Annotated in this window: 24 protein-coding genes; 13 read left to right on the forward strand and 11 right to left on the reverse strand. The window is 57.1% G+C overall.

The features are described from left to right. The 8 genes from ABYT07_RS00855 to ABYT07_RS00890 all read right to left on the reverse strand — a co-directional run. On the reverse strand, window positions 1-680 hold a 680-nt coding region (locus ABYT07_RS00855), incomplete at its 3' end, for a DMT family transporter (RefSeq protein WP_372988697.1). Between the two features lie 67 nt (window positions 681-747). After that, window positions 748-1,854, reverse strand: coding sequence for a 3-isopropylmalate dehydrogenase (leuB, locus tag ABYT07_RS00860; RefSeq protein ID WP_372988698.1), 1,107 nt, complete (start codon window positions 1,852-1,854; stop codon window positions 748-750). Window positions 1,855-1,919: 65 nt separating this feature from the next. Continuing rightward, window positions 1,920-2,852 carry an endonuclease/exonuclease/phosphatase family protein gene (locus tag ABYT07_RS00865; RefSeq protein WP_372988771.1) on the reverse strand — a complete coding sequence of 311 codons (933 nt, stop codon included), beginning with the start codon at window positions 2,850-2,852 and terminating at the stop codon, window positions 1,920-1,922. 44 nt (window positions 2,853-2,896) lie between these two features. Then, on the reverse strand, window positions 2,897-3,739 hold the full coding sequence (locus ABYT07_RS00870; protein ID WP_372988699.1) for a hypothetical protein: 843 nt from the start codon (window positions 3,737-3,739) through the stop codon (window positions 2,897-2,899). Window positions 3,740-4,053: 314 nt separating this feature from the next. Beyond that, window positions 4,054-4,659: a 3-isopropylmalate dehydratase small subunit gene (leuD, locus tag ABYT07_RS00875; RefSeq protein ID WP_372988701.1), complete on the reverse strand. Its 606-nt coding sequence runs from the start codon at window positions 4,657-4,659 to the stop codon at window positions 4,054-4,056. 54 nt (window positions 4,660-4,713) lie between these two features. Next, a complete protein-coding gene (locus ABYT07_RS00880) occupies window positions 4,714-5,541 on the reverse strand; it encodes a hypothetical protein (protein ID WP_372988702.1) in 828 nt (275 codons plus the stop codon). A 17-nt stretch (window positions 5,542-5,558) separates the two neighbouring features. After that, window positions 5,559-6,968: a 3-isopropylmalate dehydratase large subunit gene (gene leuC / locus ABYT07_RS00885; RefSeq protein ID WP_372988703.1), complete on the reverse strand. Its 1,410-nt coding sequence runs from the start codon at window positions 6,966-6,968 to the stop codon at window positions 5,559-5,561. Window positions 6,969-7,032: 64 nt separating this feature from the next. Next, window positions 7,033-7,131 carry an isopropylmalate isomerase gene (locus ABYT07_RS00890; protein ID WP_372988704.1) on the reverse strand — a complete coding sequence of 33 codons (99 nt, stop codon included), beginning with the start codon at window positions 7,129-7,131 and terminating at the stop codon, window positions 7,033-7,035. A gap of 190 nt (window positions 7,132-7,321) precedes the next feature. Here ABYT07_RS00890 and ABYT07_RS00895 point away from each other — a divergent pair, with 190 nt between their 5' ends. The 5 genes from ABYT07_RS00895 (at window position 7,322) to rlmH (ending at window position 11,215) form a co-directional block, all read left to right on the forward strand. After that, complete coding sequence (locus ABYT07_RS00895) at window positions 7,322-8,662, forward strand: mechanosensitive ion channel family protein (RefSeq protein WP_372988705.1); 1,341 nt, start codon at window positions 7,322-7,324, stop codon at window positions 8,660-8,662. A 62-nt stretch (window positions 8,663-8,724) separates the two neighbouring features. Beyond that, window positions 8,725-9,468, forward strand: coding sequence for a hypothetical protein (locus ABYT07_RS00900; RefSeq protein ID WP_372988706.1), 744 nt, complete (start codon window positions 8,725-8,727; stop codon window positions 9,466-9,468). A 49-nt stretch (window positions 9,469-9,517) separates the two neighbouring features. Further along, complete coding sequence (locus ABYT07_RS00905) at window positions 9,518-10,201, forward strand: FAD-binding oxidoreductase (protein WP_372988708.1); 684 nt, start codon at window positions 9,518-9,520, stop codon at window positions 10,199-10,201. A 156-nt stretch (window positions 10,202-10,357) separates the two neighbouring features. Continuing rightward, window positions 10,358-10,726 (forward strand): ribosome silencing factor, encoded by a 369-nt coding sequence (gene rsfS / locus ABYT07_RS00910; protein ID WP_372988709.1) that lies wholly within the window; start codon window positions 10,358-10,360, stop codon window positions 10,724-10,726. An 18-nt stretch (window positions 10,727-10,744) separates the two neighbouring features. Beyond that, complete coding sequence (gene rlmH / locus ABYT07_RS00915) at window positions 10,745-11,215, forward strand: 23S rRNA (pseudouridine(1915)-N(3))-methyltransferase RlmH (RefSeq protein ID WP_372988710.1); 471 nt, start codon at window positions 10,745-10,747, stop codon at window positions 11,213-11,215. Window positions 11,216-11,218: 3 nt separating this feature from the next. Here the strand turns inward: rlmH and ABYT07_RS00920 are convergent, their stop codons facing one another. Next, a complete protein-coding gene (locus tag ABYT07_RS00920) occupies window positions 11,219-11,575 on the reverse strand; it encodes a hypothetical protein (RefSeq protein ID WP_372988711.1) in 357 nt (118 codons plus the stop codon). Window positions 11,576-11,609: 34 nt separating this feature from the next. Next, window positions 11,610-12,311 carry a DUF599 domain-containing protein gene (locus ABYT07_RS00925; protein ID WP_372988712.1) on the reverse strand — a complete coding sequence of 234 codons (702 nt, stop codon included), beginning with the start codon at window positions 12,309-12,311 and terminating at the stop codon, window positions 11,610-11,612. Between the two features lie 80 nt (window positions 12,312-12,391). Between ABYT07_RS00925 and ABYT07_RS00930 the strand changes: the two genes are divergently transcribed. From ABYT07_RS00930 to ABYT07_RS00960, 7 genes are all read left to right on the forward strand, one after another. Continuing rightward, window positions 12,392-13,840 (forward strand): FAD-linked oxidase C-terminal domain-containing protein, encoded by a 1,449-nt coding sequence (locus tag ABYT07_RS00930; protein WP_372988713.1) that lies wholly within the window; start codon window positions 12,392-12,394, stop codon window positions 13,838-13,840. Window positions 13,841-13,906: 66 nt separating this feature from the next. Next, on the forward strand, window positions 13,907-15,025 hold the full coding sequence (locus ABYT07_RS00935; protein ID WP_372988714.1) for an FAD-binding protein: 1,119 nt from the start codon (window positions 13,907-13,909) through the stop codon (window positions 15,023-15,025). Further along, window positions 15,022-15,387 (forward strand): hypothetical protein, encoded by a 366-nt coding sequence (locus ABYT07_RS00940; RefSeq protein WP_372988715.1) that lies wholly within the window; start codon window positions 15,022-15,024, stop codon window positions 15,385-15,387. Before ABYT07_RS00935 ends, ABYT07_RS00940 begins: the two co-directional genes overlap by 4 nt. 47 nt (window positions 15,388-15,434) lie before the next feature. After that, window positions 15,435-16,826 (forward strand): glycolate oxidase subunit GlcF, encoded by a 1,392-nt coding sequence (gene glcF, locus ABYT07_RS00945; RefSeq protein WP_372988717.1) that lies wholly within the window; start codon window positions 15,435-15,437, stop codon window positions 16,824-16,826. Between the two features lie 106 nt (window positions 16,827-16,932). After that, window positions 16,933-17,727: a serine protease gene (locus ABYT07_RS00950; protein WP_372988773.1), complete on the forward strand. Its 795-nt coding sequence runs from the start codon at window positions 16,933-16,935 to the stop codon at window positions 17,725-17,727. 163 nt (window positions 17,728-17,890) lie between these two features. Next, on the forward strand, window positions 17,891-18,361 hold the full coding sequence (locus ABYT07_RS00955; protein ID WP_372988718.1) for an Hsp20 family protein: 471 nt from the start codon (window positions 17,891-17,893) through the stop codon (window positions 18,359-18,361). A 138-nt stretch (window positions 18,362-18,499) separates the two neighbouring features. Next, window positions 18,500-19,720, forward strand: a complete 1,221-nt coding sequence (locus tag ABYT07_RS00960) for a PLP-dependent aminotransferase family protein (RefSeq protein WP_372988719.1) — start codon at window positions 18,500-18,502, stop codon at window positions 19,718-19,720. A gap of 42 nt (window positions 19,721-19,762) precedes the next feature. Here ABYT07_RS00960 and ABYT07_RS00965 read toward each other — a convergent pair whose 3' ends face one another. Beyond that, window positions 19,763-21,235: an NAD-dependent succinate-semialdehyde dehydrogenase gene (locus ABYT07_RS00965; RefSeq protein ID WP_372988720.1), complete on the reverse strand. Its 1,473-nt coding sequence runs from the start codon at window positions 21,233-21,235 to the stop codon at window positions 19,763-19,765. Between the two features lie 93 nt (window positions 21,236-21,328). Here ABYT07_RS00965 and ABYT07_RS00970 point away from each other — a divergent pair, with 93 nt between their 5' ends. Next, complete coding sequence (locus ABYT07_RS00970) at window positions 21,329-22,120, forward strand: alpha/beta hydrolase (RefSeq protein ID WP_372988721.1); 792 nt, start codon at window positions 21,329-21,331, stop codon at window positions 22,118-22,120. Window positions 22,121-22,191 lie beyond the last annotated feature (71 nt).

Consider the following 22,191-nt stretch of genomic DNA (forward strand, 5'->3'; position numbering starts at 1 on the left):
ACAGATACCGCCAGCACCAGCCCCAAATCCTCAATCGGCATGGGGACATAGACGAAGGGCAACAGGCAGAGCATCACCACGAAATTCGCCAACAGTGGATACAGCAGCAGCACCTCGCGACGTTCCTGACCTCCGATCTTGCGCATCACAACCGATGTCAGCGCGGTGCCAAAGGCTGAGATGAAGGCGGCCAGATGGCCAATGCCCAGATCCGCAGTGCCGGGGCGCAGTACGACCAGCACGCCCAGCATCCCTACGACCACGGCGACCCAACGGTGTGCACGCACGACCTCACCCAGTATCGGGACGGACAGGATCGTGATCAGGATCGGGGCGGCGAACAGGATCGCATAGGTTTCGGCCAAGGGCAGGACGGAAAAGGCGTAAAATGCGCTGAACCCGCCGACAACAACGGCAATTGTGCGCACCAGCGTCAGAAAAGGTGATTTGGGCCGCAAATTCGCGGCGGTCTTGTCACTGATCAGCATCAGCGTCACGACAGGAAAGCTGAGCAGAACGACAAAGAAAACGATTTGCACCGGAGAGTATGTTTCCCCCAGCTGTTTGATCGCGGCATCATGGGTTGCATAGACACCAAAGGCGACCAGCCCCAAAATCATCCCGCGCAAGGTAGAACCAAGGGCGGCAGACGGTTCAGCAATGTTGTTTGTCTGGCTCATGCTGTCTGCCTGATCTTTGGGGTATCGATGCCCCCGACCTGTTTTCGGGGTCGGGGGCAATCAAGGCTTAGAGGCTGGCGTCGAGTGCGGCCAAAATCGCGTCACCCATTTGAGTGGTCGAAATCGGCGTGCCCCCTTCGGGGCCCATCAGATCAGCCGTGCGTGCGCCATCGGCCAGAACTCTTTCAATCGCTTTTTCAAGGCGCGTCGCCTCGTCGCCTTGGTCAAAGGAATAGCGCAGCGCCATGGCAAAGCTGAGGATACAGGCGATCGGGTTTGCCTTGCCTTGGCCCGCAATATCAGGCGCAGAGCCGTGTACGGGTTCGTACATCGCCTTGGGGCGACCGTTGGCATTGGGCGCACCCAAAGACGCGGATGGCAGCATGCCCAGCGAACCGGTCAGCATTGCGGCGCAGTCAGACAAGATATCGCCGAACAGGTTGTCGGTGACGATCACGTCAAACTGCTTGGGCGCGCGGACCAACTGCATTGCGCCGTTGTCAGCGTACATGTGGGTCAGTTCGACATCTGGGTAATCCTCGTCGTGGACTTTTTGCACGACTTCGCGCCACAGGATGCCTGATTCCATCACGTTGGCTTTCTCCATCGAACAGACCTTGTTGCCGCGGCGGCGGGCCAGTTCGAAGGCCGACCGCGCAACGCGGTCGATCTCGGATTCAGTATAGCGTTGGGTGTTGATGCCAACACGTTCGTTGCCTTCTTCGAAAATCCCACGCGGTTCGCCGAAATAGACGCCGGACGTCAGTTCGCGCACGATCATAATGTCTAGACCGGCAACCAGTTCCTTTTTGAGCGACGAGAAATCAGCCAATGCGTCAAAGCATTGTGCGGGGCGCAGGTTGGAAAACAGGTCCATTTCCTTGCGCAACCGCAGCAGACCGCGTTCGGGCTTTACGCTGAAATCCAGCACGTCATATTTGGGGCCACCGACGGCACCCAACAGAACCGCATCCGCTTCCAGCGCCTTGGCCATCGTATCGTCATGCAGGGGCGTGCCGTGCTTGTCATAGGCGGCACCGCCGACCAGATCATGTTCGACGTCGAACGCCATGTCACGCTTGTCACCGTACCAATCAATGATGCGGACAACCTGGTCCATGACCTCGGGGCCGATGCCGTCACCGGCGAGGATAAGCAAACTTGGATTGGTCATGCGAAAACTCCTGAAAAATATGTTGCAAGCGGCGTAGCGCGGGCAGGTGGGGCCGTCAAGAACGGCTAGCGGTCCAGATCGACCCAGATCAGGCTGTGACGGCTGGCTGCTGGGTCTTGCGCGCGGCCTGTTGCCACAACGTGCCAGTCGGTTGAGGGCAGCAGATAATCGACGCGCAGCGGGTCGATATTGTCAAAAACTGCGGTCGTCTGGTCCGGCGTCGGATCTTGAAGGCGCGGGTGGCTGAGTATCGTTTTGATCGCAGATCGCAAGCCATCACCCCGGTTTGGATCCAGATTGGCACCCCCCAAAAGGATAAATCCGTTCTCTGGCGGTATCGCCATCTTGCCAGCAAGGTAGTGGTCCCAAAACATGATCTCATCATGGTTCCGTTTGCCATTGCGATCCTCGGGGCCGTCAAAAACCGGCGGGGTCGCATGAAAGGTCAGCAGCGTTGCGGTGCCCAAATCGGGCACAGCGATGGGCACAACCCAATGGCCATTGGACGACAACCGCTGCACCTGCTGCGCGGCAAGCGACGGAAACGGGCCATCCTTGGTTACCGGTAACGCAGCATCCGGCAGGTCGCGCCACAGCATTGCGGTATAATTCTGAACGCCGTCGGTCAGGACTGGATGGCGCGACAAGATCGCCATGGCACCGGCACCGAAGAAGCGGCCATAGCCTTGGGCATCGCGGGCCTCTCCGGTTTTGCCGTTCCCGTCCAGATCAAGGCTGGTTTGACGGCCCGCGTTGGGTGGCAGGGCAAAGCGGTGCGGGTAATCAGGGCCGGTCTGGTTGATCGCATATGCAAGGGCATGCAGCGCGGCCGCTTGCAGGTCATAGTCAATGCCTTGCAGCACCAGAATGTCAGGGGCGGCCTCTGTAATCAGGGCAATAACCGCATCAATCTGGGCGTCGCCGCCTTTGAGTATATCGCGCAGCAACAGGCCGGGGCCTTTGCGCGATAATTCGGTGTTGAAGGTGGCAATGCGCACAGGATCGGCCAACGCCGCGCCTGTGCAAAGCAAAGCCCACAGGATCAGGCCGGCTGAAACGCCTGCTCGTCGGTGTCGGCGGCATAGGCCCTGCGACGTTTTTCTTCGATCATGTCTGCGATCTTGCCCATGGCAATGCCGCGCATGATGATGCTTGCCGGAAGAAAGGCCCATGCGGCAACTGTCCAAATCTGGGTTTGCGGGTTCTGCAATGTAATCGGGTCTATCAGATCAGCAGCGGCTTTGACCACCGCAGGGATCAGGAAGGGCAGTAAAAACCCAAGGGCGATGTTGATACGCGCGTCGCGCTGCAAACGATAGATCACGTCGCCGCCCGCGGTGGGGTCAAACAATGGCAGGTTGACCCAGACGTTAAAAGCGCCCTTGCGGGCGGGCCAGTTCATTGCGCGCACAAGGATCAGGAAGGCCGCCATCGACACAAGCGAGATCAGATAGGCCATCCCGGCCGAGGTCCGCACCGAAGCGATCAAACCCTGGTCTGAATTCTCGGGCAGCATTAGCACGATCATCCGGACCGGCGAATAAGGGAAATCCATCGCGTTGCCGATGATTGTGCCAATTGATGTCAGCGCGCCCGTCATCGCGGTCGGGTCGGTCTTGCCTTGCAAGATCATCGTCAGCACCAAAACCGTTGCCGCAAGCGAGGTAAAGCGCAGCCGGTTGAAGGGGGCAGCCTCGCGGAATTCGATGATGCTGGGAAAGTTGGAGTTATATTCGATGAAGGTCAGAAAACACGCGAGCAGTGCAACAAGCATCGTGATCTGGCTGGAATCGGTAATGACATCAGGCAACATCAGTGCCGGAGTAGCCACCAACAACGCCACCAAAATGCCGCGCGCAAGCGCGCCGGAGATACGTGCAATCACAAAACTACCCTTCCAAACTGGCCAGCCACGGTTCGATGCCGCGGTCTTGTTCCAACTTGTTGCCTCCGTGTAACGGGGGCCTGCCTCATTGTTGCCCAATTTGTGCCTTCTTTCGTCTTAATTCTCAAGTCTCTTAGTTAATATGACTTAAGGGCTAGGGCATTTTGAGGGCAGCGGTGGTGCGTTCTTGCATCAATCATCGGGCGAAAAAGAGGCAAACCGCAAGATGTTGTGGGCAGGGGCGTGCCGCCCACAACAGAAGCAATATTTAACTTACCAGCGGTTAAATTAAATAACTGCTGGTAGAATCTGTGCTAGACCCAAGGGCGCGCCTGTGATGCCGTCGTTTCGAAGCTGTCGATGGACGCCGCTTTTTCCATGGTCAGGCCGATGTCGTCCAAGCCGTTCATCAGGCAATGCTTTTTAAAGCTGTCGACGTCAAAGCTGATCACGTCGCCATCCGAGCTGGTGATTGTCTGCGCTTCCAGATCAACCTCGATCCGCGCGTTTGACCCTTTTTCAGCGTCTTTCATCAAAACATCGACTTGTTCTTGCGGCAGGGCAATCGGCAGAATGCCGTTCTTGAAGCAGTTGTTGTAAAAGATATCGGCAAAGCTGGGCGCGATCACGCAGCGGATGCCAAAGTCCTTGATCGCCCAAGGCGCATGTTCGCGCGACGATCCGCAGCCAAAGTTTTCGCCTGCGACAAGAATTTCGGCAGCGCGGTACTGTGGTTTGTTCAGCACGAAATCAGGTACTTCGTTGCCATCGCGGTCAAAGCGCATTTCGTCGAACAGGTTCACGCCAAGGCCGGACCGTTTGATGGTTTTCAGAAACTGCTTGGGGATGATCATATCCGTGTCGATGTTCACCATCGGCATGGGGGCGGCAACGCCCGAAAGTTTATCGAATTTATCCATGGTATCCTCGTTCTGTGGTCTGTGGTGCGTCTGGCACCGAATAAGTTGAGGGGCCTATGCCTTGGCTTGCGCCTTACGGAAGGCTTGAACCTTTTCCTGAATGCTGTGCAGGAATGATCCGGGCTGTGGCCCCTTGTTGATATGGCGTTTGCGCAGTTGCGACAGGGCAATATGGGCACCGACGGTATCGTCAGTGAACCAGTTATAGCAGCCCCCCTTGGGATCAAAGAACAGATCTGTCAGGTCCCACGGCACCGCGTCCAGCGTTTCTTTGGGGCGGGCCATGGCGAATTCATCAGTGGCGACAAGCCGCGAGGTCACATAGCTGGGGCCATAAACCTGACGGCTGATTTTCGATGCCCCGATAAAGCGGTCCTTTTGGGGAAGCTCAAGGATCTGCTTGCGCATCCGGTGCCGCATCCAGCTGTAATCAAGGTCTTTCTTGGCGACCTCGTCGACCATCTGGATCAACGCCGGAGATGTCTTGGGCAGGCAGAGGAACGCGTTGGTGATGTGGTCGTAATCTATCTCACCATCGCGGACCATCAGATAGCCATTCCAAAGTTCAAGCGGCTTGGTCGACACCACATCAGTATCCACCCACGTCAGTGCGGTTCTGGCGATCATATTCAAACGGAACAGATCTACAAAAGCGGCGGGTGGCATGTGTTTGCGTTCGTTTTCCGAATAATCGAAAACTTCGCGCATGTGTGTGACCGTGACGCCGTCCAGCTTTGGCATGGCCTCTGGCTGGTCCGAGAACAACGTGACCTCGTGCCCGGTGGCCACAAAGGATTCCAGCATCAAAACCTCAAGCCAAGACAGTTCGCGCCCGATCCAGGCGGTTCCGATCTTGGCCCGTGTTTTTGTGACTGTGTCCATCGTGACCCCCTATGCGCTTATGCGTCGAACGTGCGGATGTCGGTCAGACGCCCGGTGATCGCGGCGGCAGCGGCCATTGCGGGTGACATCAGATGCGTGCGCCCCTTAAAGCCCTGACGGCCTTCAAAGTTGCGGTTCGATGTCGATGCGCAACGTTCGCCCGGTGCCAGTTGGTCGGGGTTCATCGCCAGACACATGGAACAACCCGCAAGACGCCATTCGAAACCGGCCTCCTTAAAGATATCGGCAAGGCCTTCTTCTTCGGCCTGTGCGCGGACAAGCCCCGAGCCGGGTACGATCATGGCGCGCAAGCCGTCTTTGACCTTCTTGCCCTTCAGGATTGCGGCTGCGGCGCGCAAGTCTTCGATGCGGCCGTTGGTGCAGGACCCGATAAAGACGGTGTCGATTTCGATGTCAGTCAGCGCCATGCCTTCGGTAAGGCCCATGTATTCGATGGACCGCGTTACCGCATCAACCTTGCCGCCTTTGTAATCGGACGCCGCAGGCACTTTTGCATCAATCGGCAGAACATCCTCGGGCGAGGTGCCCCATGTTACGACCGGAGCGATGTCTTCACCTTTGATCGTGATCACATGATCCCAATGGGCATCATCGTCAGAGAACAGCGTTTTCCACCATGCAAGCGCTGCTTCCCATTGGGCACCTTTCGGTGCGTGGGGCCGGCCCATGCAATATTCAAAGGTCTTCTCGTCTGGTGCGATCAGACCTGCGCGTGCGCCGCCTTCGATCGCCATGTTGCAGACGGTCATGCGCCCTTCCATGGACAGATCGCGGATCGCTTCGCCGCAATATTCGATGACATAGCCGGTGCCGCCAGCCGTGCCTGTCACGCCAATGACGGACATGGTGATGTCTTTGGCGGTCACACCGGGGGCAAGTTTACCGGTGATTTCGACCTTCATGTTCTTGGATTTCTTCTGGATCAGCGTTTGCGTCGCCAGAACATGTTCAACCTCGGACGTGCCGATGCCGTGGGCAAGCGACCCAAAGGCACCGTGGGTCGCGGTGTGGCTGTCGCCGCAAACGACTGTCATGCCGGGCAATGTCCAACCCTGTTCTGGGCCGACAATGTGCACGATGCCCTGACGCACGTCGGACACGGGGTAATAGTGCAGACCGAATTCCTTGGCGTTGGTGTCCAGCGCTTCGACCTGAATACGGCTGTCTTCGGTCATGGTTTTGGCATTTGCGCGGTCCAGCGTGGTAGGCACGTTGTGATCCGGCACGGCGATGGTTTTTTCAGGTGCGCGCACTTTGCGGCCCGTCATGCGCAGACCTTCAAAGGCCTGCGGGCTGGTCACTTCGTGGACCAGATGGCGGTCGATATACAGCAAGCAGGTGCCGTCATCGGCTTCATGCGCGACATGCGCATCCCAGATTTTATCATAGAGCGTTTTGGGGGACATGAGGTCCTCTCCCGTCTGTTAGGTATGGGGTGTGGTGTTCAGAAACGTCAGCAGTTCGGGGCGCTTATAGCTGCGCCAGCACCGTACGGGTTGCCCCAAAGAAGCGTTCGCGCAAACGCGCGCGGTCACCGATGTTGAACAAGACGTCTGAAACATGTGTCATGCCGTGCTAATTAGACGCTTTGCGCCCTATGTTCAAGGATTCTGACAGGGGCGCATTTGGCCCCTGCCGATCCCGTGGTCGCCGTTGGGATCACGGGCGCGGATTGGTTCTGGCAGATCGCTGCTTGCTCAATCGGTTGTATTGTCCCAACATCGCCGAGCGTATTTTAACTATCTGCGAGAATATTATCATGGATTCTGATCCCTTTTCCGACTTTCTCGCAAGCTTGGAGGCATTGATTGTCGGGGGCGCAAACCTTGCCCAAAGCATGTTGCAACCGGGGTGGCGGCAGTATCAGATCATTATCCTGATCGTCGTGGCGCTGCTGTCTTGGGGTTTGCACCGCATGTCGGGCAACTGGGTGCAGGCGTGGGTCCGCAGCCAAGAGGGTTGGGCCAAATGGCAGCTGCGCATGATCGTCCAGATCAAGCGGCGTCTGGGTCTGATCTGGTTCGTTCTGATTTCGGGGGCGATCTATCTGGTGATGCAAAACATCACCTGGCCGTCGCGGTCCTATCTGATCGGGATATTTTCGACCTTGGCAGCGATTTGGGTCTGTATCGCCTTTGCCACCAGATTGGTGCGTAACCGGCCAATGCGGCGGTTGGTGACTTGGGGTCTTTGGATTTATGCGACGCTGAATTCACTGAACCTTGTGGATGACGTGTCGATCTTTCTGGATTCGCTGGCGCTGACGATCGGTGAATTCAGGCTGTCGGTTCTGACAGTATTGACCGCGATTGTGGCCATCGGCCTGTTGTTCGCCGTGGCCCGCATCGTCAGCCAGACGACAGCCGCGACCATTCGCAAGAACGAGGACATCAGCCCCTCGATGCAGGTGCTGGCGGTCAAGGGGGTCCAGATAACCCTGTACGGCATCGCGTTCTTTGTGGGGGTCAAATCTGTCGGGATTGATCTGACCGGGCTTGCGGTTTTGTCGGGTGCCATTGGCGTGGGTCTTGGTTTTGGTCTGCAAAAAGTGGTGTCCAACCTTGTATCGGGCGTGATCATTTTGCTGGATAAATCGATCAAACCCGGTGACGTCATCAGCCTGGGAGAGACCTTCGGCTGGATTCAGACGTTGGGCGCGCGCTATGCGTCGGTGGTGACGCGGGACGGCAAGGAATATCTGATCCCGAACGAGGACCTGATTACTGGACAAGTGGTCAACTGGTCCCACTCCGATGATTTTGTCCGGCTCGATATCTATTTTGGCACGGCCTATGATGACGATCCGCATCAGGTGCGTAAACTGGCGATCGACGCTTGCCGAAGCGTGAACCGCGTGCTGCAGGACCGCGCGCCAGTGTGCCACATCGTCGGCTTTGGCGACAGCAGTGTGGATTATATCCTGCGCTTCTGGATCAGGGATCCAACCGGCGGTCTGACCAATATCCGTGGCAATGTGTACCTCGCACTTTGGGACATCTTCAAAGAAAACAACATTTCGATTCCTTTCCCGCAACGCGAGGTCAAAATGCTGCCCGACAGCCAGCTTGCGCTGCACCGGACCATGCGCGAGGACAGTTAACTTGCCGAGGCGACCCGTTGTTCTATCTCTCATGACAACTTGTGATCTCGGAGGGGGTTCCCATGACAGACAAGCAGACAGTGGTCCTGATTCTGGGGAGCGGCCCGAATGTACTGGCCAGTCAGGACTGGCCTTCTGAGTGGTTCGACCACATCGTGGTGATGAACAACGCGTGGCAGGTGCGCCCTGACTGGAATGCGCTGGTCTATCCCGAGGATTTTCCGGCAGACCGCATGCCCGGTGCCGTTTCCCGCGACCAAAAGTTGGTGGATGCCAGCGCCTTTGTGCCCACGCAAAACCGCTTTGGTGGCTTTGTCTATGCGGGCGGGACCATGGCCTATACAACTGCCTATTGGGCTTTGTCGGCACTGCGGCCCACGATCATGGCCTTTATGGGGTGTGACATGGTTTACCCCGCATCTGGCAAGACGCATTTCTATGGCACAGGCACCGCAGACCCGTTGCGCGACGACATTACCCTACGCGATCTGGGTGCCAAATCTGCGCGGCTTGCATTGGTGGCCGCGGAACAGGGCTGCGCTTGCGTGAATTTGTCCTCTGACCCCTCTGCGTTGCTGTTTCCACGTGCCAAGCCCGATGCGCTGCGCAAACGCTGCTTTAGTCTTGATCTGGACCGTGCCCGCTATGCTGCCCTGCGCGAGAAAGAAGACGCCTTGGGATATCACACCCCGACGGGGCGTTATTGGGAGGACGTTGAGAAGGTTGACCCCAATGCCGTGGCCGCCCTTGATCAGGGGTGGCGCGACCTGTTTGGCCGCCATGCGGGGGCTGCAAAAGCGGTTTAATGGAACCGGGCAAAGGCCGTTCGCGTTGTGTTCTCAAAGGAGACCCTAAATGCCCGATAAATCTGTACTGAAAGCAAAATCCGCCCTGACCCATGATACGAACCACTATGTGTTCAGCCGCCCTGATGGGATGCAATTCGAACCGGGACAGGCTGCCGAACTTGCGATCCAAAAAGACGGTTGGAAAGACGCAGGCCGTCCCTTTACCTTTGTATCAATGCCGTCTGATCCGGATCTTGAGTTCGTGATCAAATCCTATCCCGACCATGATGGCGTGACCGAACAACTTGCCCTGCTTGAGCCGGGTGCAGAGGTCACGATCGACGGTCCATTCGGCGCAATCGAGGATCAGGGCCAAGAACAGGGGCCGGGGGTATTTCTGGCTGCAGGGGCGGGAATCACGCCCTTCATACCGATTCTCAAGAAACGTGATCTGGACGGAACACTGGACGGCACAACCCTCATCTTTTCCAACAAAACCGCAAAAGACATTATTCTGCGCGGGCAGTGGGAAGCGATGCAGGGGCTGCGCACAGTTTTCGCCGTGAGCGATGAAAAAGCGGATGGTTTGCACTTTGGAAGGGTTGATAAAGCGCTCTTGGCCAAAGAAATCAGCAGTTTTGACCAGAAGTTCTATCTTTGCGGCCCCGAAGGCTTTGTGGATGCAATGCGTGATACGTTGAAAGAGCTGGGGGTTAAGCACGGCGATATCATCACAGAAGACGGCTGGTAGGCGCTTGTGGCCCTTGCTTGTTGTTGAAATTTAACCTAGGCGCGCCTATTCTAAGGTATCCCCAGCGCCGGGGGCCGGTCGGCGCGCCTAAAGGAGGACAATGTCCTGTCAACACTTTCAAACGCAGCTCCCACTGCGCAGTCGCAGGCCGTTTTGATGAACGCCAGTGATGACACCGCCACAAGCGACGCGCTGCTGGCTTCTATTTTGACCCAACTCAACGACGACAAAGCCGAAGATATCGTGCAGATTGATCTGCGCGGGAAAACGGCGATCGGCGATTACATGGTCGTATGTACTGGTCGCTCGACGCGTCAGGTATCTTCGATTGCCGAGAAGTTGGCCCAGATGGTCAAAGATGACTATGGCCGCACTCCAAAGGTCGAAGGCAAGGATACGGGCGATTGGGTCCTGATCGACACCGGCGATGTGATCGTCCATGTCTTCCGTCCCGAAGTGCGCGAATTCTATCAGCTGGAAAAGATGTGGATGACCACAGAAGCCCCAGCCGTGATGCCGCACTAAGCCCTTAGGGATTTCGCGGTGCGCGTTCATATCTGTGCGGTCGGGCGTTTGCGCGCCGGACCCGAAAAAGATCTGATCGACGATTATCTTACCCGGTTTGACCGGACGGGCCGTGCCCTTGGGCTGGGGCCGATCCAGATTGTCGAAGTCGAAGACAAAAAGAACGGTGGTATGCCTGCCGAGGCTGCTCTTTTGCGCCGTGCCATCCCTGATGGCGCGGTTATTTGCGTTTTGGATGAACGTGGTCGGGTCGAAACGTCACCTGATTTTGCCAACCGGCTTGGGGCGTGGCGCGATCAGGGACGGGGCGATGTGGCCTTTGTCATCGGCGGCGCGGACGGGATCGCCAAAGAAATGCGGCAGGATGCCGATCATGCGCTCTCATTTGGAAAGATGGTCTGGCCACATATGCTGGTGCGGGTGATGGTGGCTGAACAGCTTTACCGTGCTGCCTCAATTCTCGCAGGTGGGCCGTACCACCGCGTCTGATGCTTATTTCAGCGGCACGCGCTTCAGCTCGGGGTTCCAGCCACCGACGGTGTCGCGCACTTGGATGCCAACTTCTGTCAAGTCGTCAGGCAAGTCGATGCCGGACAATGATCGTGTCAAAGGCTGTTCATCGACATGCGGGTGGATCAGCTCGCGAATGGCAATCTGCTTGCCGGACTGATCGACAATCCGCCAGGCATCTGAAAAATGTTCCCAGCCTGTGTCCTTGTGACTGATGGTAACTGTAAATGACCACAATCCATCTTTCTGGATTGCACGGACCGAGTTGATCGTTGCGTAATCGGCTACTGCGGCTTGCGCGATCAGGACAAAGAGGGCCGATAGGAACATTTTAAACATTAGGACACCAAAGTTTCAAATAAGAGCGATTACACTACAACGCGTCATTTTCCAATAGGATCCGCCTTGACTGCGAAGTAAATTCGCGCCGCCATACGATGACAACCGTCAAAACCACCGTAAAGCCCAGTAAAATAGGGCCAATCACCCATCCCAAGCTTGCCAGTGCAAAATAAAGTGATCGTAGCCCACGGTTAAAACTGCGCGCAGCCGTGATGTTGATTTCGGCCGCCTTGTTCGCCAGCATAGGCGCACGCGGGTCGTCGGGTTCATTGGGCACCGCCGCCATCAGTACCGAACAATAGCCGAACAAGCGGTTCGACCAGACAAATTTCAGAAACCCGTCAGTCAGAAAGACAAGCGGCAGCAGCATTTTGAATTCCCACGCCACTGTTGGCAGATCGGTCAGCGCCAGATCTGCGACCACTGTCGACAGCCGTTCGGAATTTCCCAGCAGCGCAAGCGTCCCGCCCAGTGCGATGACGCTTGTCGATGCGAAAAAGGCCGTGCTTTGCCGCAATGTGCTGATCATTTGGGCGTCAAATACGCGGGGCTGGCGGGTGATCATTTGCGCCATCCATTCACGGCGGTATTGCGCCATCAGATGAGACACCGACGGGCGTTTAGGATTGGCGTGTTCTATTACCCACGTCAGCCCGAACCACGCCGCAAAAATGCCAGCCAAAGCCACATAATCCAACGGCTCAAAGAGTGAGATACGGTCCATCCAAGTCATACAAAGCTGAATAGGCAGCGTGTTCAGACTTGCCAATGGTATAAATTGGTCATATTATTTTACCAAATTGGAGGTTCGCCATGGAAATGCCTGTTCCCAACCCTGCCATTATGGCCCGCAAGGCGCGGGTTGTTGAGCGTCTGCAAGGGGTCCTGCCCGCAGATGCAGTCATTTTCGATGAACGCGAGACGCGTGCCTATGAGTGCGACGCGCTGACAGCATATCGCTGCCCGCCCATGGTCGCGGTGCTGCCCTCTTCGACCCAAGAGGTGTCAGACGTGCTGCGTATTTGCCATGAGGAAGGTGTGCCGGTGGTGCCGCGCGGGTCTGGCACATCGCTTGCGGGTGGTGCGCTGCCGACAGCCGATTGTGTCATCCTTGGTGTGGCGCGAATGAACGACGTGATCGAGACTGATTATGAAAACCGCATCATTCGCGTGCAGACCGGACGCACCAACCTAAGCGTAACGGGCGCGGTCGAGGAAAACGGGTTTTTCTATGCGCCTGATCCGTCCAGCCAGTTGGCTTGCGCGATTGCAGGTAACATCGCGATGAATTCCGGCGGTGCGCATTGCCTGAAATACGGCGTGACCACGAACAATCTGATGGGCGTGAAAATGGTGCTGATGGACGGTGAAATCATCGACGTCGGCGGCGGGCATCTGGATGCTGGCGGGTTGGATTTGCTGGGCCTGATCTGCGGATCAGAGGGCCAATTGGGGGTCGTGACCGAAGCAACCTTGCGCATCCTGCACAAACCCGAAGGTGCGCGGCCAGTCTTGATCGGCTTTGATGATAACGAGGTTGCTGGGGCCTGCGTATCCGACATTATCAAGGCGGGCGTTCTGCCTGTGGCGATCGAATTCATGGACCGGCCCTGCATCGAGGCGACTGAGGCTTTTGCCAAGGCTGGCTATCCGATGTGCGAAGCCTTGCTGATCGTCGAGGTTGAAGGGTCTGACGCAGAGATTGATCACCAGCTTGAACTGATTTCCAACATCGCCCAGCAGCATAATCCTGTTGAGCTGCGCCAATCCAAATCAGCCGAGGAAAGCGCCAAGATTTGGCTGGGCCGTAAATCGGCCTTTGGGGCGATGGGGCAAATCAACGATTACATGTGTCTGGACGGCACGATCCCGGTGTCTTCCTTGCCGCATGTCTTGAAGCGCATCGGCGAGATGAGTGATCACTACGGGTTGAAGGTGGGCAATGTCTTTCACGCAGGCGACGGCAACATGCACCCGCTGATTCTGTTTGATGCCAACAAGCCCGGCGATCTTGAGCTGTGCGAAGAATTCGGGGCCGAGGTCCTGAAGCTGTGTGTTGAGGTTGGCGGATGTCTTACCGGTGAACACGGCGTCGGGATCGAAAAGCGTGATTTGATGCATGTGCAATACGCCCACGACGATCTTGACGCGCAGATGGCGGTGAAGGATGTGTTTGACCCTTTGTGGCTGCTAAACCCCGCCAAGGTTTTCCCACTGGATGCGTCTGAAAGCCGTCGCGCTGTGAAGCTGGCCGCGGAGTAGGGCAATCGCTGGCCCCTGCGATTTTGGCAGGCGGCCGGATTTGGATATTTAGGAGCCAGAGAAGATATGGACATCACCTCAGAAGATGCGTTGGTTGATGCGGTTAAGGGTGCAAGCGGTCCTTTGGCTGTCCGTGGTGGCGGGACGCGGGGCGTTCCGGTTGTTGGTGATGTCTTGTCGGTGGCAGGTCTGAACGGGATTTCGTTATATGAACCCGGCGCTTTGACCTTGGTTGCAAAACCCGGAACGCCGGTTGCCGATATTGAGGCTGCTTTGGCCAAGGAAAACCAGCGGCTTGCGTTCGAACCGATGGATCATCGCGGGCTGCTGGGGACAACGGGCACACCGACCATTGGCGGGGTAATGGCAGCAAACGTTAGTGGCCCGCGACGCATTTCAGTCGGAGCTGCGCGCGACTTCTTGTTGGGTGTGCGTTTTGTAGACGGGCGTGGGGCTGTGGTCAAAAACGGTGGGCGCGTGATGAAGAATGTCACCGGCTATGATCTGGTCAAGTTGATGGCGGGGTCATTTGGTACCCTTGGCGTGTTGAGCGAAATTTCGATGAAAGTGCTGCCACGACCCGAAACGCAGGCGACGTTGGTATTGCACGGGTTGGACGATCAGGGCGGTGTGTCGGCTTTGGCCCACGCGCTTGGCAGCCCATTCGAAGTGACGGGCGCTGCACATGATCCTGCCGGTAAAAAAACACTGTTGCGGATTGAGGGTTTTGAAACTTCCGTCGCGTATCGGTTGGGTCAGCTTCGGGCGCTGTTGACGACAACTGGGGCGGAAATGGACGTTCTAGACGCGAAGGCTTCGGAAAGCATGTGGATGACGGTCAGAGATGTGGCGATATTTCAGGGGCAAGGTGGCGATGTCTGGCGGGTGTCGTGCAAGCCTTCTGACGGGCCTGAGATTGCGAAGCGATCAGGTGCCGAGGCATGGTTTTACGACTGGGCGGGTGGGTTGATCTGGTTGCTGGCCTCGCCGGGGCATGATCTGCGTGCGCAGATCGGGGCGTTTGACGGTCATGCGACGCTGGTGCGTGCCGACGCGGAGACGGTTGCGCGGCTTGGCATGTTTCAACCTGAAACCGCAGGTGTTGCGCGCTTGACCGCAGGATTGCGGGCGCAATTTGACCCTAAAGGGATCTATAACGCCGGATTGATGGAGCACGCGGCATGACATTGATCGCGATCTTTTTGATCGTTTTTGTGGGCGGGCCGTTGATGTTCCGGGTGCAAACGATGTCTGCACCTTCGCCCATGGGATCGCGGATGTTGGTGTTTTTCGCTCTTGCCTGTGCAGTGGGTGCCATTTGGTTACGCTATGGCACGATGCCGGATTGGGGGGAGGAACCGCTGGTGACGGTGGCGGGCATCGTCCTGATCTGGTGGGGTTGGATCACGGTGCTGGCATTCGGGACCCAAGCCTTGCGGCGCGCTGATCCGGGCCGCTCGATGCGTCGTCTTACGGCGGTTATCGGGACGGCAGGAACAACCATCCCTTGGTTCGGACTGGCATTGGCCAGCTATATGATCGCCTAAACCCTTAAGATGTTCAGGGTCAAAGACCCGAAATCGCCGGAGAATCCATGCAAACGACCTTTACGCCTGAGCAACTGAAAAGCCCTGCCATCCAACGCAGCAACGAAATCTTGCGCGCCTGTGTGCATTGTGGATTTTGCACCGCAACATGCCCGACGTATCAAGTGCTTGGCGATGAATTGGACAGTCCGCGCGGGCGTATTTATCTGATCAAGGACATGTTGGAAAACGACCGTGACCCCGACGCAAAGACGGTCAAGCATATCGACCGCTGCCTGTCCTGTCTTGCGTGCATGACGACCTGCCCGTCGGGCGTGCATTACATGCATCTGGTCGATCACGCGCGCGACTATATCGAACAACGCTACAAGCGGCCTTTCAGCGATCGCGCATTGCGTTGGGTGTTGGCGCGTATCTTGCCTTATCCGATGCGGTTTCGGGTTGCGCTGCTGGGTGCCAAGATCGGGCGGCCTTTTGCACGTTTCATGCCAGATGCGCGGTTGCGCGCAATGCTTGAAATGGCCCCCAAGACGATCCCGCCTGTCAGCCGCAATGATGACCCACAAAGCTTTGCCCCCCAAGGCACCCGTAAAAAACGTGTGGCGCTGATGACTGGCTGTGCGCAGAAGGCGCTGAATACCGACATCAATGATGCTACGATACGCCTGTTGACCCGGATGGGCTGCGAGGTTGTTGTAGCCGAAGGCGCGGGCTGTTGTGGTGCGCTGACCCATCACATGGGCAAAACCACCGAAAGCCACGCGACGGCGGCCAGGAACATCAAGGCATGGTGCGCCGAGATGGATGGGAAGGGGTTGGATGCCATCGTGATTAACACTTCCGGCTGCGGCACCACAGTAAAGGACTACGGCCATATGTTCCGGAACGATCCGTTGGCGGCGGATGCGGCACGGGTTTCCGCGATTGCACGCGATGTGTCCGAGGTGTTGATGGACCTTGGCGATCCGCACGAGGGTGGTGAGGCGCGGCAGCCTGCCAAGGACGATATCGCCGGTATAGATGCGCGTGAACCGTCCAAGCCGGCGCATCACGGGATGGTTGTTGCCTATCATGCAGCCTGTTCGTTGCAGCACGGCCAGCAGATTAAAACCTTTCCCAAGGATCTGCTGAAACGTGCCGGTTTTACGGTGGTAGAGCCGGCGGATTCACACCTGTGTTGCGGCTCTGCGGGGACATATAATTTGATGCAGCCCGAGATTTCCAAGCAGTTGAAAGATCGCAAGATCAAGACCTTGCAAGCCAAGAATCCTGATGTGATTGCGGCGGGGAACATTGGCTGCATGATGCAAATCGGATCAGCAGCGGGCATTCCGGTGGTACATACTGTTGAGCTGCTTGATTGGGCCTCGGGTGGGCCCAAGCCCCCGAGCCTGAACGCTGAAATTGGGTCAAAACCGCCGATTCCCATGTTGCGTTAGGCTTCGCCCCATTTTCGCCTTATAGACGGATTAGTCTTAGTAAAATCGAACTCAAATCTCAGGCGAGGGAACTTTATCCATGCGGCGTTGGGTGGCCCTTTCCATTATGGCGCTGACCGTGGCCACGGCCGGCTTGGCGCAGGACGCGCGTTTGCGGCGTCTTGATTCCGGGATTGAGGCTGGCGCATGGGAAGCGGTGGGCAGGCTAGATATCGCAGGCACCGGCTTTTGCACGGGTGCATTGATCGCGCCGCGTCTGGTGCTGACGGCGGCGCATTGCCTGTATGATCGCACCAGCAAGGAACGCATAGATCACGGCAAGGTTGAATTTCTGGCGGGCTGGCGCAATGGCCGGGCCGGGGCATACCGTATGGTCCGGCGTGCTGTTGTGCATCCCGATTATATCTATGACGGAGAGGTCTCCTCGGAAAGGGTGCGCAATGATCTGGCTTTGCTAGAACTGGATCGCGCCATACAAAACACCACGATCACACCGTTTGAAACGGCCCGTCGCCCGCGGCGAGGCGAGAAATTGGGCGTTGTCAGCTATGCCAAGGACCGATCCGAGGCTCCGTCATTGCAAGAAGTATGCAGTGTGCTTGCCCGTCAGGAAGGTGTGCTGGTCACCACCTGTTCGGTTGATTTTGGCTCTAGTGGTGCACCGATCTTTACCTTTGAAAATGGCGCACCGCAAATCGTGTCGGTGGTGTCAGCCAAGGCGATGGTCGACGGCAAGGCGGTATCGCTTGGTACTGCCCTAGGCGCACCGCTTGCCCTTTTACAGGCTGAGTTGGTCGCCGGAAAAGGTGTTTACCAAGAACCGGGACCCGCCAGCAGACGTATCAATGCGCAGGATCGCAAACGCGAAACCGGCGCGAAATTCGTAAAGCCAAAAGGCTGATCGGTAGGTTTCAAGCGCTGCAAAAATGGCCTCTTGAAACGGCATTTAACCATCCCCACATCATTGTAACCGGAACGCCTAGATAGGGTTTCGGGATTGAAAACAGGGTCTGTCCCGTAGGGAAGGCCCGAAACTTGAAATCGCTCGAATGAGGATGAACACCATGCGTAATTTTGATTTTGCACCGCTTTACCGATCGACTGTCGGCTTTGACCAGATTGCCAATCTGATGGACCGGGTTTTGACAAATGACGTCGCCCAGCCCAGCTATCCACCCTATAACATTGAGAAAATGGGGGATGATGCGTACCGGATTACCATCGCGGTAGCAGGATTTTCCGAGGCTGATCTAAGCGTCGAGGTCCGTGAGAAATCGCTGATCGTGGCCGCGCGTAAAGCGGACGAGGACAGCCAGAAAACCTATCTGCACCGTGGCATTGCCACCCGCGCCTTTGAACGTCGCTTTCATCTGGCGGACCATGTTCAGGTGACCGGGGCGTTCCATGCCGACGGAATGTTGCACATCGATCTTGAACGTCAGGTGCCAGAGGCCCTGAAACCGCGTCAGATCCAGATCGCGAACACCGCGCGTTCGACGAAAAAGGATGTCGTAGACGCCAAAGCCGTAAACTAAACGCTATCACGGTTTAGACCCGAAGGCCCAAGGCATATGCTTTGGGCCTTTTTTGTAATTGCGGCACTAGGTCATATTTGTTGACATAAAATACCGGCCGCGCCAAGGTGCCGCGAATACAACAGAAGGGAATGTCTGATGTCCTTGCAGGAAATCTTTGCCACACGCGCGACGCGCATGAAAGCGTCCGAAATCCGCGAGCTGCTAAAGCTGCTGGATCAGCCCGATATCATCTCTTTCGCGGGGGGCATTCCGGACCCGGCCTTGTTTCCAAAGGCGGCGTTTCAGGATGCCTTTGCCGCAGCTTTGTCAGGTCCGATGGCCGCGCAGGGCCTGCAATATTCCACCAGCGAAGGGCACGCGCCTCTGCGCAAATCGATCGCAGGGCAGATGAAGAAGCTTGGGATTCCCGCAAAACCTGAAAATGTCCTGATCACATCAGGGTCACAGCAGGCGTTGGATTATCTGGGAAAGCTGTTCCTGTCGCCCGGTGACACCGCCTTGGTGGGGTGGCCGACATATTTGGGCGCGTTAGGGGCGTTTAATGCCTATGAGCCGCGCTATGACAAGCTGGACCCGCTGAGCAACCGTTCAGGTGCCGATTACGCAGCAGAGGCCGAGGCCGCCGGTGGCAAAGCCAAGTTTGCCTATCTGTCGGTTGATTTCGCCAACCCCACCGGTGCCACCGTCAGCCGCGCGGCGCGCGAGCGGGTGATTGATCTGGCCGACGAGATGGAGATCGCGGTGATCGAAGACGCCGCCTATCAATCGCTGCGCTTTGACGGCGAGGCGATCCCGCCGATCCTTGCGCTTGAGGCCGCGCGCAAAGGGGGTGACCTTGAGGCGTGTCGCACAATCTATTGTGGCAGCTTTTCCAAGACGCTTTCGCCGGGTCTGCGCGTCGGTTGGGTCTGTGCCGCGATGCCGGTGATCAGCCAGCTTGTGTTGATGAAACAGGCGGCGGATTTACACAGCGCCACGTTGAACCAGATCGCGATTACCCAAGTCGCCGAACATCATTTTGACAGCCATGTTGCCACCATTCGCAGCGCCTATAGTGCGCGGCGTGATGTGATGCTGAAGGCATTGGGAGAGCACATGCCAGAGGCCGTCAGTTGGACCAAACCCGAGGGCGGGATGTTCATTTGGGTGACATTGCCAGAAGCGCTGGATGGGGCTGATCTGTTGGCGGAATCGCTGAAAACTGAACGGGTCGCCTTTGTGCCCGGTCATGCGTTCTTTGCCGATGGGTCGGGGCGCAACACGCTGCGGCTAAGCTATGCGACCTCGGACGAGGCCAAGATCGCCGAAGGGATCAAACGGTTGGGCAATCTAATCACCAAAGCGCTGGAAGCCTAACGAAATCGGGCGGCAGTCGAAACCTCCGCCCGCAAGTGCCTATCAGACCGACATGCAGATGTATTTCATCTCGAGGTAATCCTCGATCCCGTGATGGCTGCCTTCGCGGCCCAGACCGGATTGCTTGACGCCACCGAATGGTGCGACCTCGGTCGAGATGATGCCAGTGTTCACGCCAACGATGCCATATTCCAGCGCCTCTGCGACCTTGTAAACGCGGCTGAGGTCTTTGGCATAGAAGTAGGACGCCAGACCAAAGATCGTGTCGTTGGCCATTGCGATCACATCATCGACAGTGTCGAATTTGAACAGCGGTGCCAGCGGGCCAAAGGTCTCTTCGGTCGCGACCATCATGTCCTGGGTCACGCCGGTCATGATTGTGGGCGGCAGGAAGTTGCCGTTCATATCGCCGCCCTCGCCCAGAATTACTTGGGCACCTTTGGATTTGGCATCTTCGATATGCTCTTTGACCTTTTCGCCAGCGGCCGGGTTGATGAGCGGCCCAAGGGTCACACCATCTTCAAACCCGTCTCCGACCTTTAGTTTCTCGACCGCTGCTTTCAGCTTGTCTGCGAAAGCGTCATAGACGCCGGCCTGCACATAGATGCGGTTGGCGCACACGCAAGTCTGACCGTTGTTGCGGAATTTGCACAGGATCGCGCCTTCGACGGCGGCATCCAGATCGGCGTCATCAAACACGATGAATGGTGCGTTGCCGCCCAGTTCCATCGAACATTTCATAACCTGATCGGCGGCTTGCTTCATCAGGATACGGCCCACTTCGGTCGATCCGGTGAACGTCAGCTTGCGCACGGCGGGGTTCTCGCAGAATTCCTTGCCGATGGCGGAGGAAGACGACGAAGGTACCACGTTGAACACGCCCGCAGGGATGCCAGCGCGTTCGGCCAGCACGCCCATGACAATCGCTGACAATGGCGTTTCCGCAGCAGGGCGCGCAACGAAGGCACAGCCAGCGGCCAGCGCCGGGGCGGCCTTGCGGGTGATCATCGCGTTGGGGAAATTCCACGGCGTGATGGATGCTGCAACACCGATGGGCTGTTTGATCACGGTGATGCGCTTGTCGCGCTGGTGGCCGGGGATTGTTTCGCCGTACACACGCTTGGCCTGTTCGCCCATGAATTCGATGAATGACGCGCCATAGGCGATTTCACCTTTGGCCTCGGCCAAGGGCTTGCCTTGCTCGGCAGTCAGAATGGCACCTAGATCGTCCTGATTCTCCATCATCAGGTCGAACCATTTGCGCATCACGCCTGCGCGTTCTTTGCCGGTCCAGGATGCCCATTCTTTCTGGGCTTTCTCGGCTTGGGCGATTGCGCCAGCCACTTGGGCGCGGCTTAGGTTGGCCACTTTGGCGATGACATCGCCGCGCGCGGGGTTCGTCACGTCAAAGGTGCCATCGTCACCGTCGACCCATTCGCCGCCAACATAGGCGCGGGTTTCCAGCAGGCTGGGGTCTTTGAGCATGGATTTCAGGTCAGTCTTTGCGTCAGTCATTTTGATCTCTCCGCTTTTGTTTGTGGAACCCAAAGCAACATTCGCTATGATTGTCTAGTTCCACTTTGTTATGGAACCCTAAGGGAGACCCAAATGCAATTAGATGACGCCTATGCCAATGCCGCCTATATCGAAGGTTCAGAAGACTATCCGCCCCGCTGGCAAAAGGCCGCTGCTGCGTTTCGCAAAAAACTGGGATTTCGCGCGCAAAAGGGAATTTCCTACGGTCCGTCCGACCGGCAGGTCTATGATTTTTTCGAACCCGAAGGTGTTTCGCGCGGCACGGTCGTCTATGTGCATGGCGGGTATTGGAAGGCATTCGCGCCTTCTGACTGGTCGCATCTGGCCGCAGGTGCCTTGTCGCGCGGCTATGCGGTGGCGATGATCGGCTATGATCTGTGCCCCGATGTCCGGATCAGCCAGATCACGGGGCAGGTTGCCCGCGGGTTGATGGATATCGCCAAACGCACCCAAGGCCCGATTTCACTGGTCGGCCATTCTGCCGGGGGGCAGTTGGTTGCCCGCATGACCGACCCGTTGGTCCTGTCCGGCGATGTGCGCGAACGTATCGCAAATATCGTATCAATCTCGCCGGTGGCTGACCTGACACCGCTTTTGCAGACCTCGATGAACGAGATCTTGCAGCTGGACGAGGCCGAGGCGGTCGCCGAAAGCCCCGTCAATATGACCCCGCCACATGGTGTGAACGTGACGATCTGGGTTGGTGCCGATGAACGGCCTGCGTTTATCGAACAGGCTGAACAGTTTTCCCGTGTTTGGGGTGCCAAGCTGACGGTGGTCGAGGGGCGTCACCACTTTGATATCATCGACCTGCTTGAGGATACCGAAAGCGATATGGTCAAAGCGTTGCTGGGCATCAAGTGACCCCTTGATCGGTGCGCCGAAATAGGCGAAAGGTTGCAAGGGCTGGGACGATGGCGTCGTCCTGAATTTTG

This window comes from Sulfitobacter sp. (assembly GCF_041552635.1).
Taxonomy (GTDB): domain Bacteria; phylum Pseudomonadota; class Alphaproteobacteria; order Rhodobacterales; family Rhodobacteraceae; genus Sulfitobacter.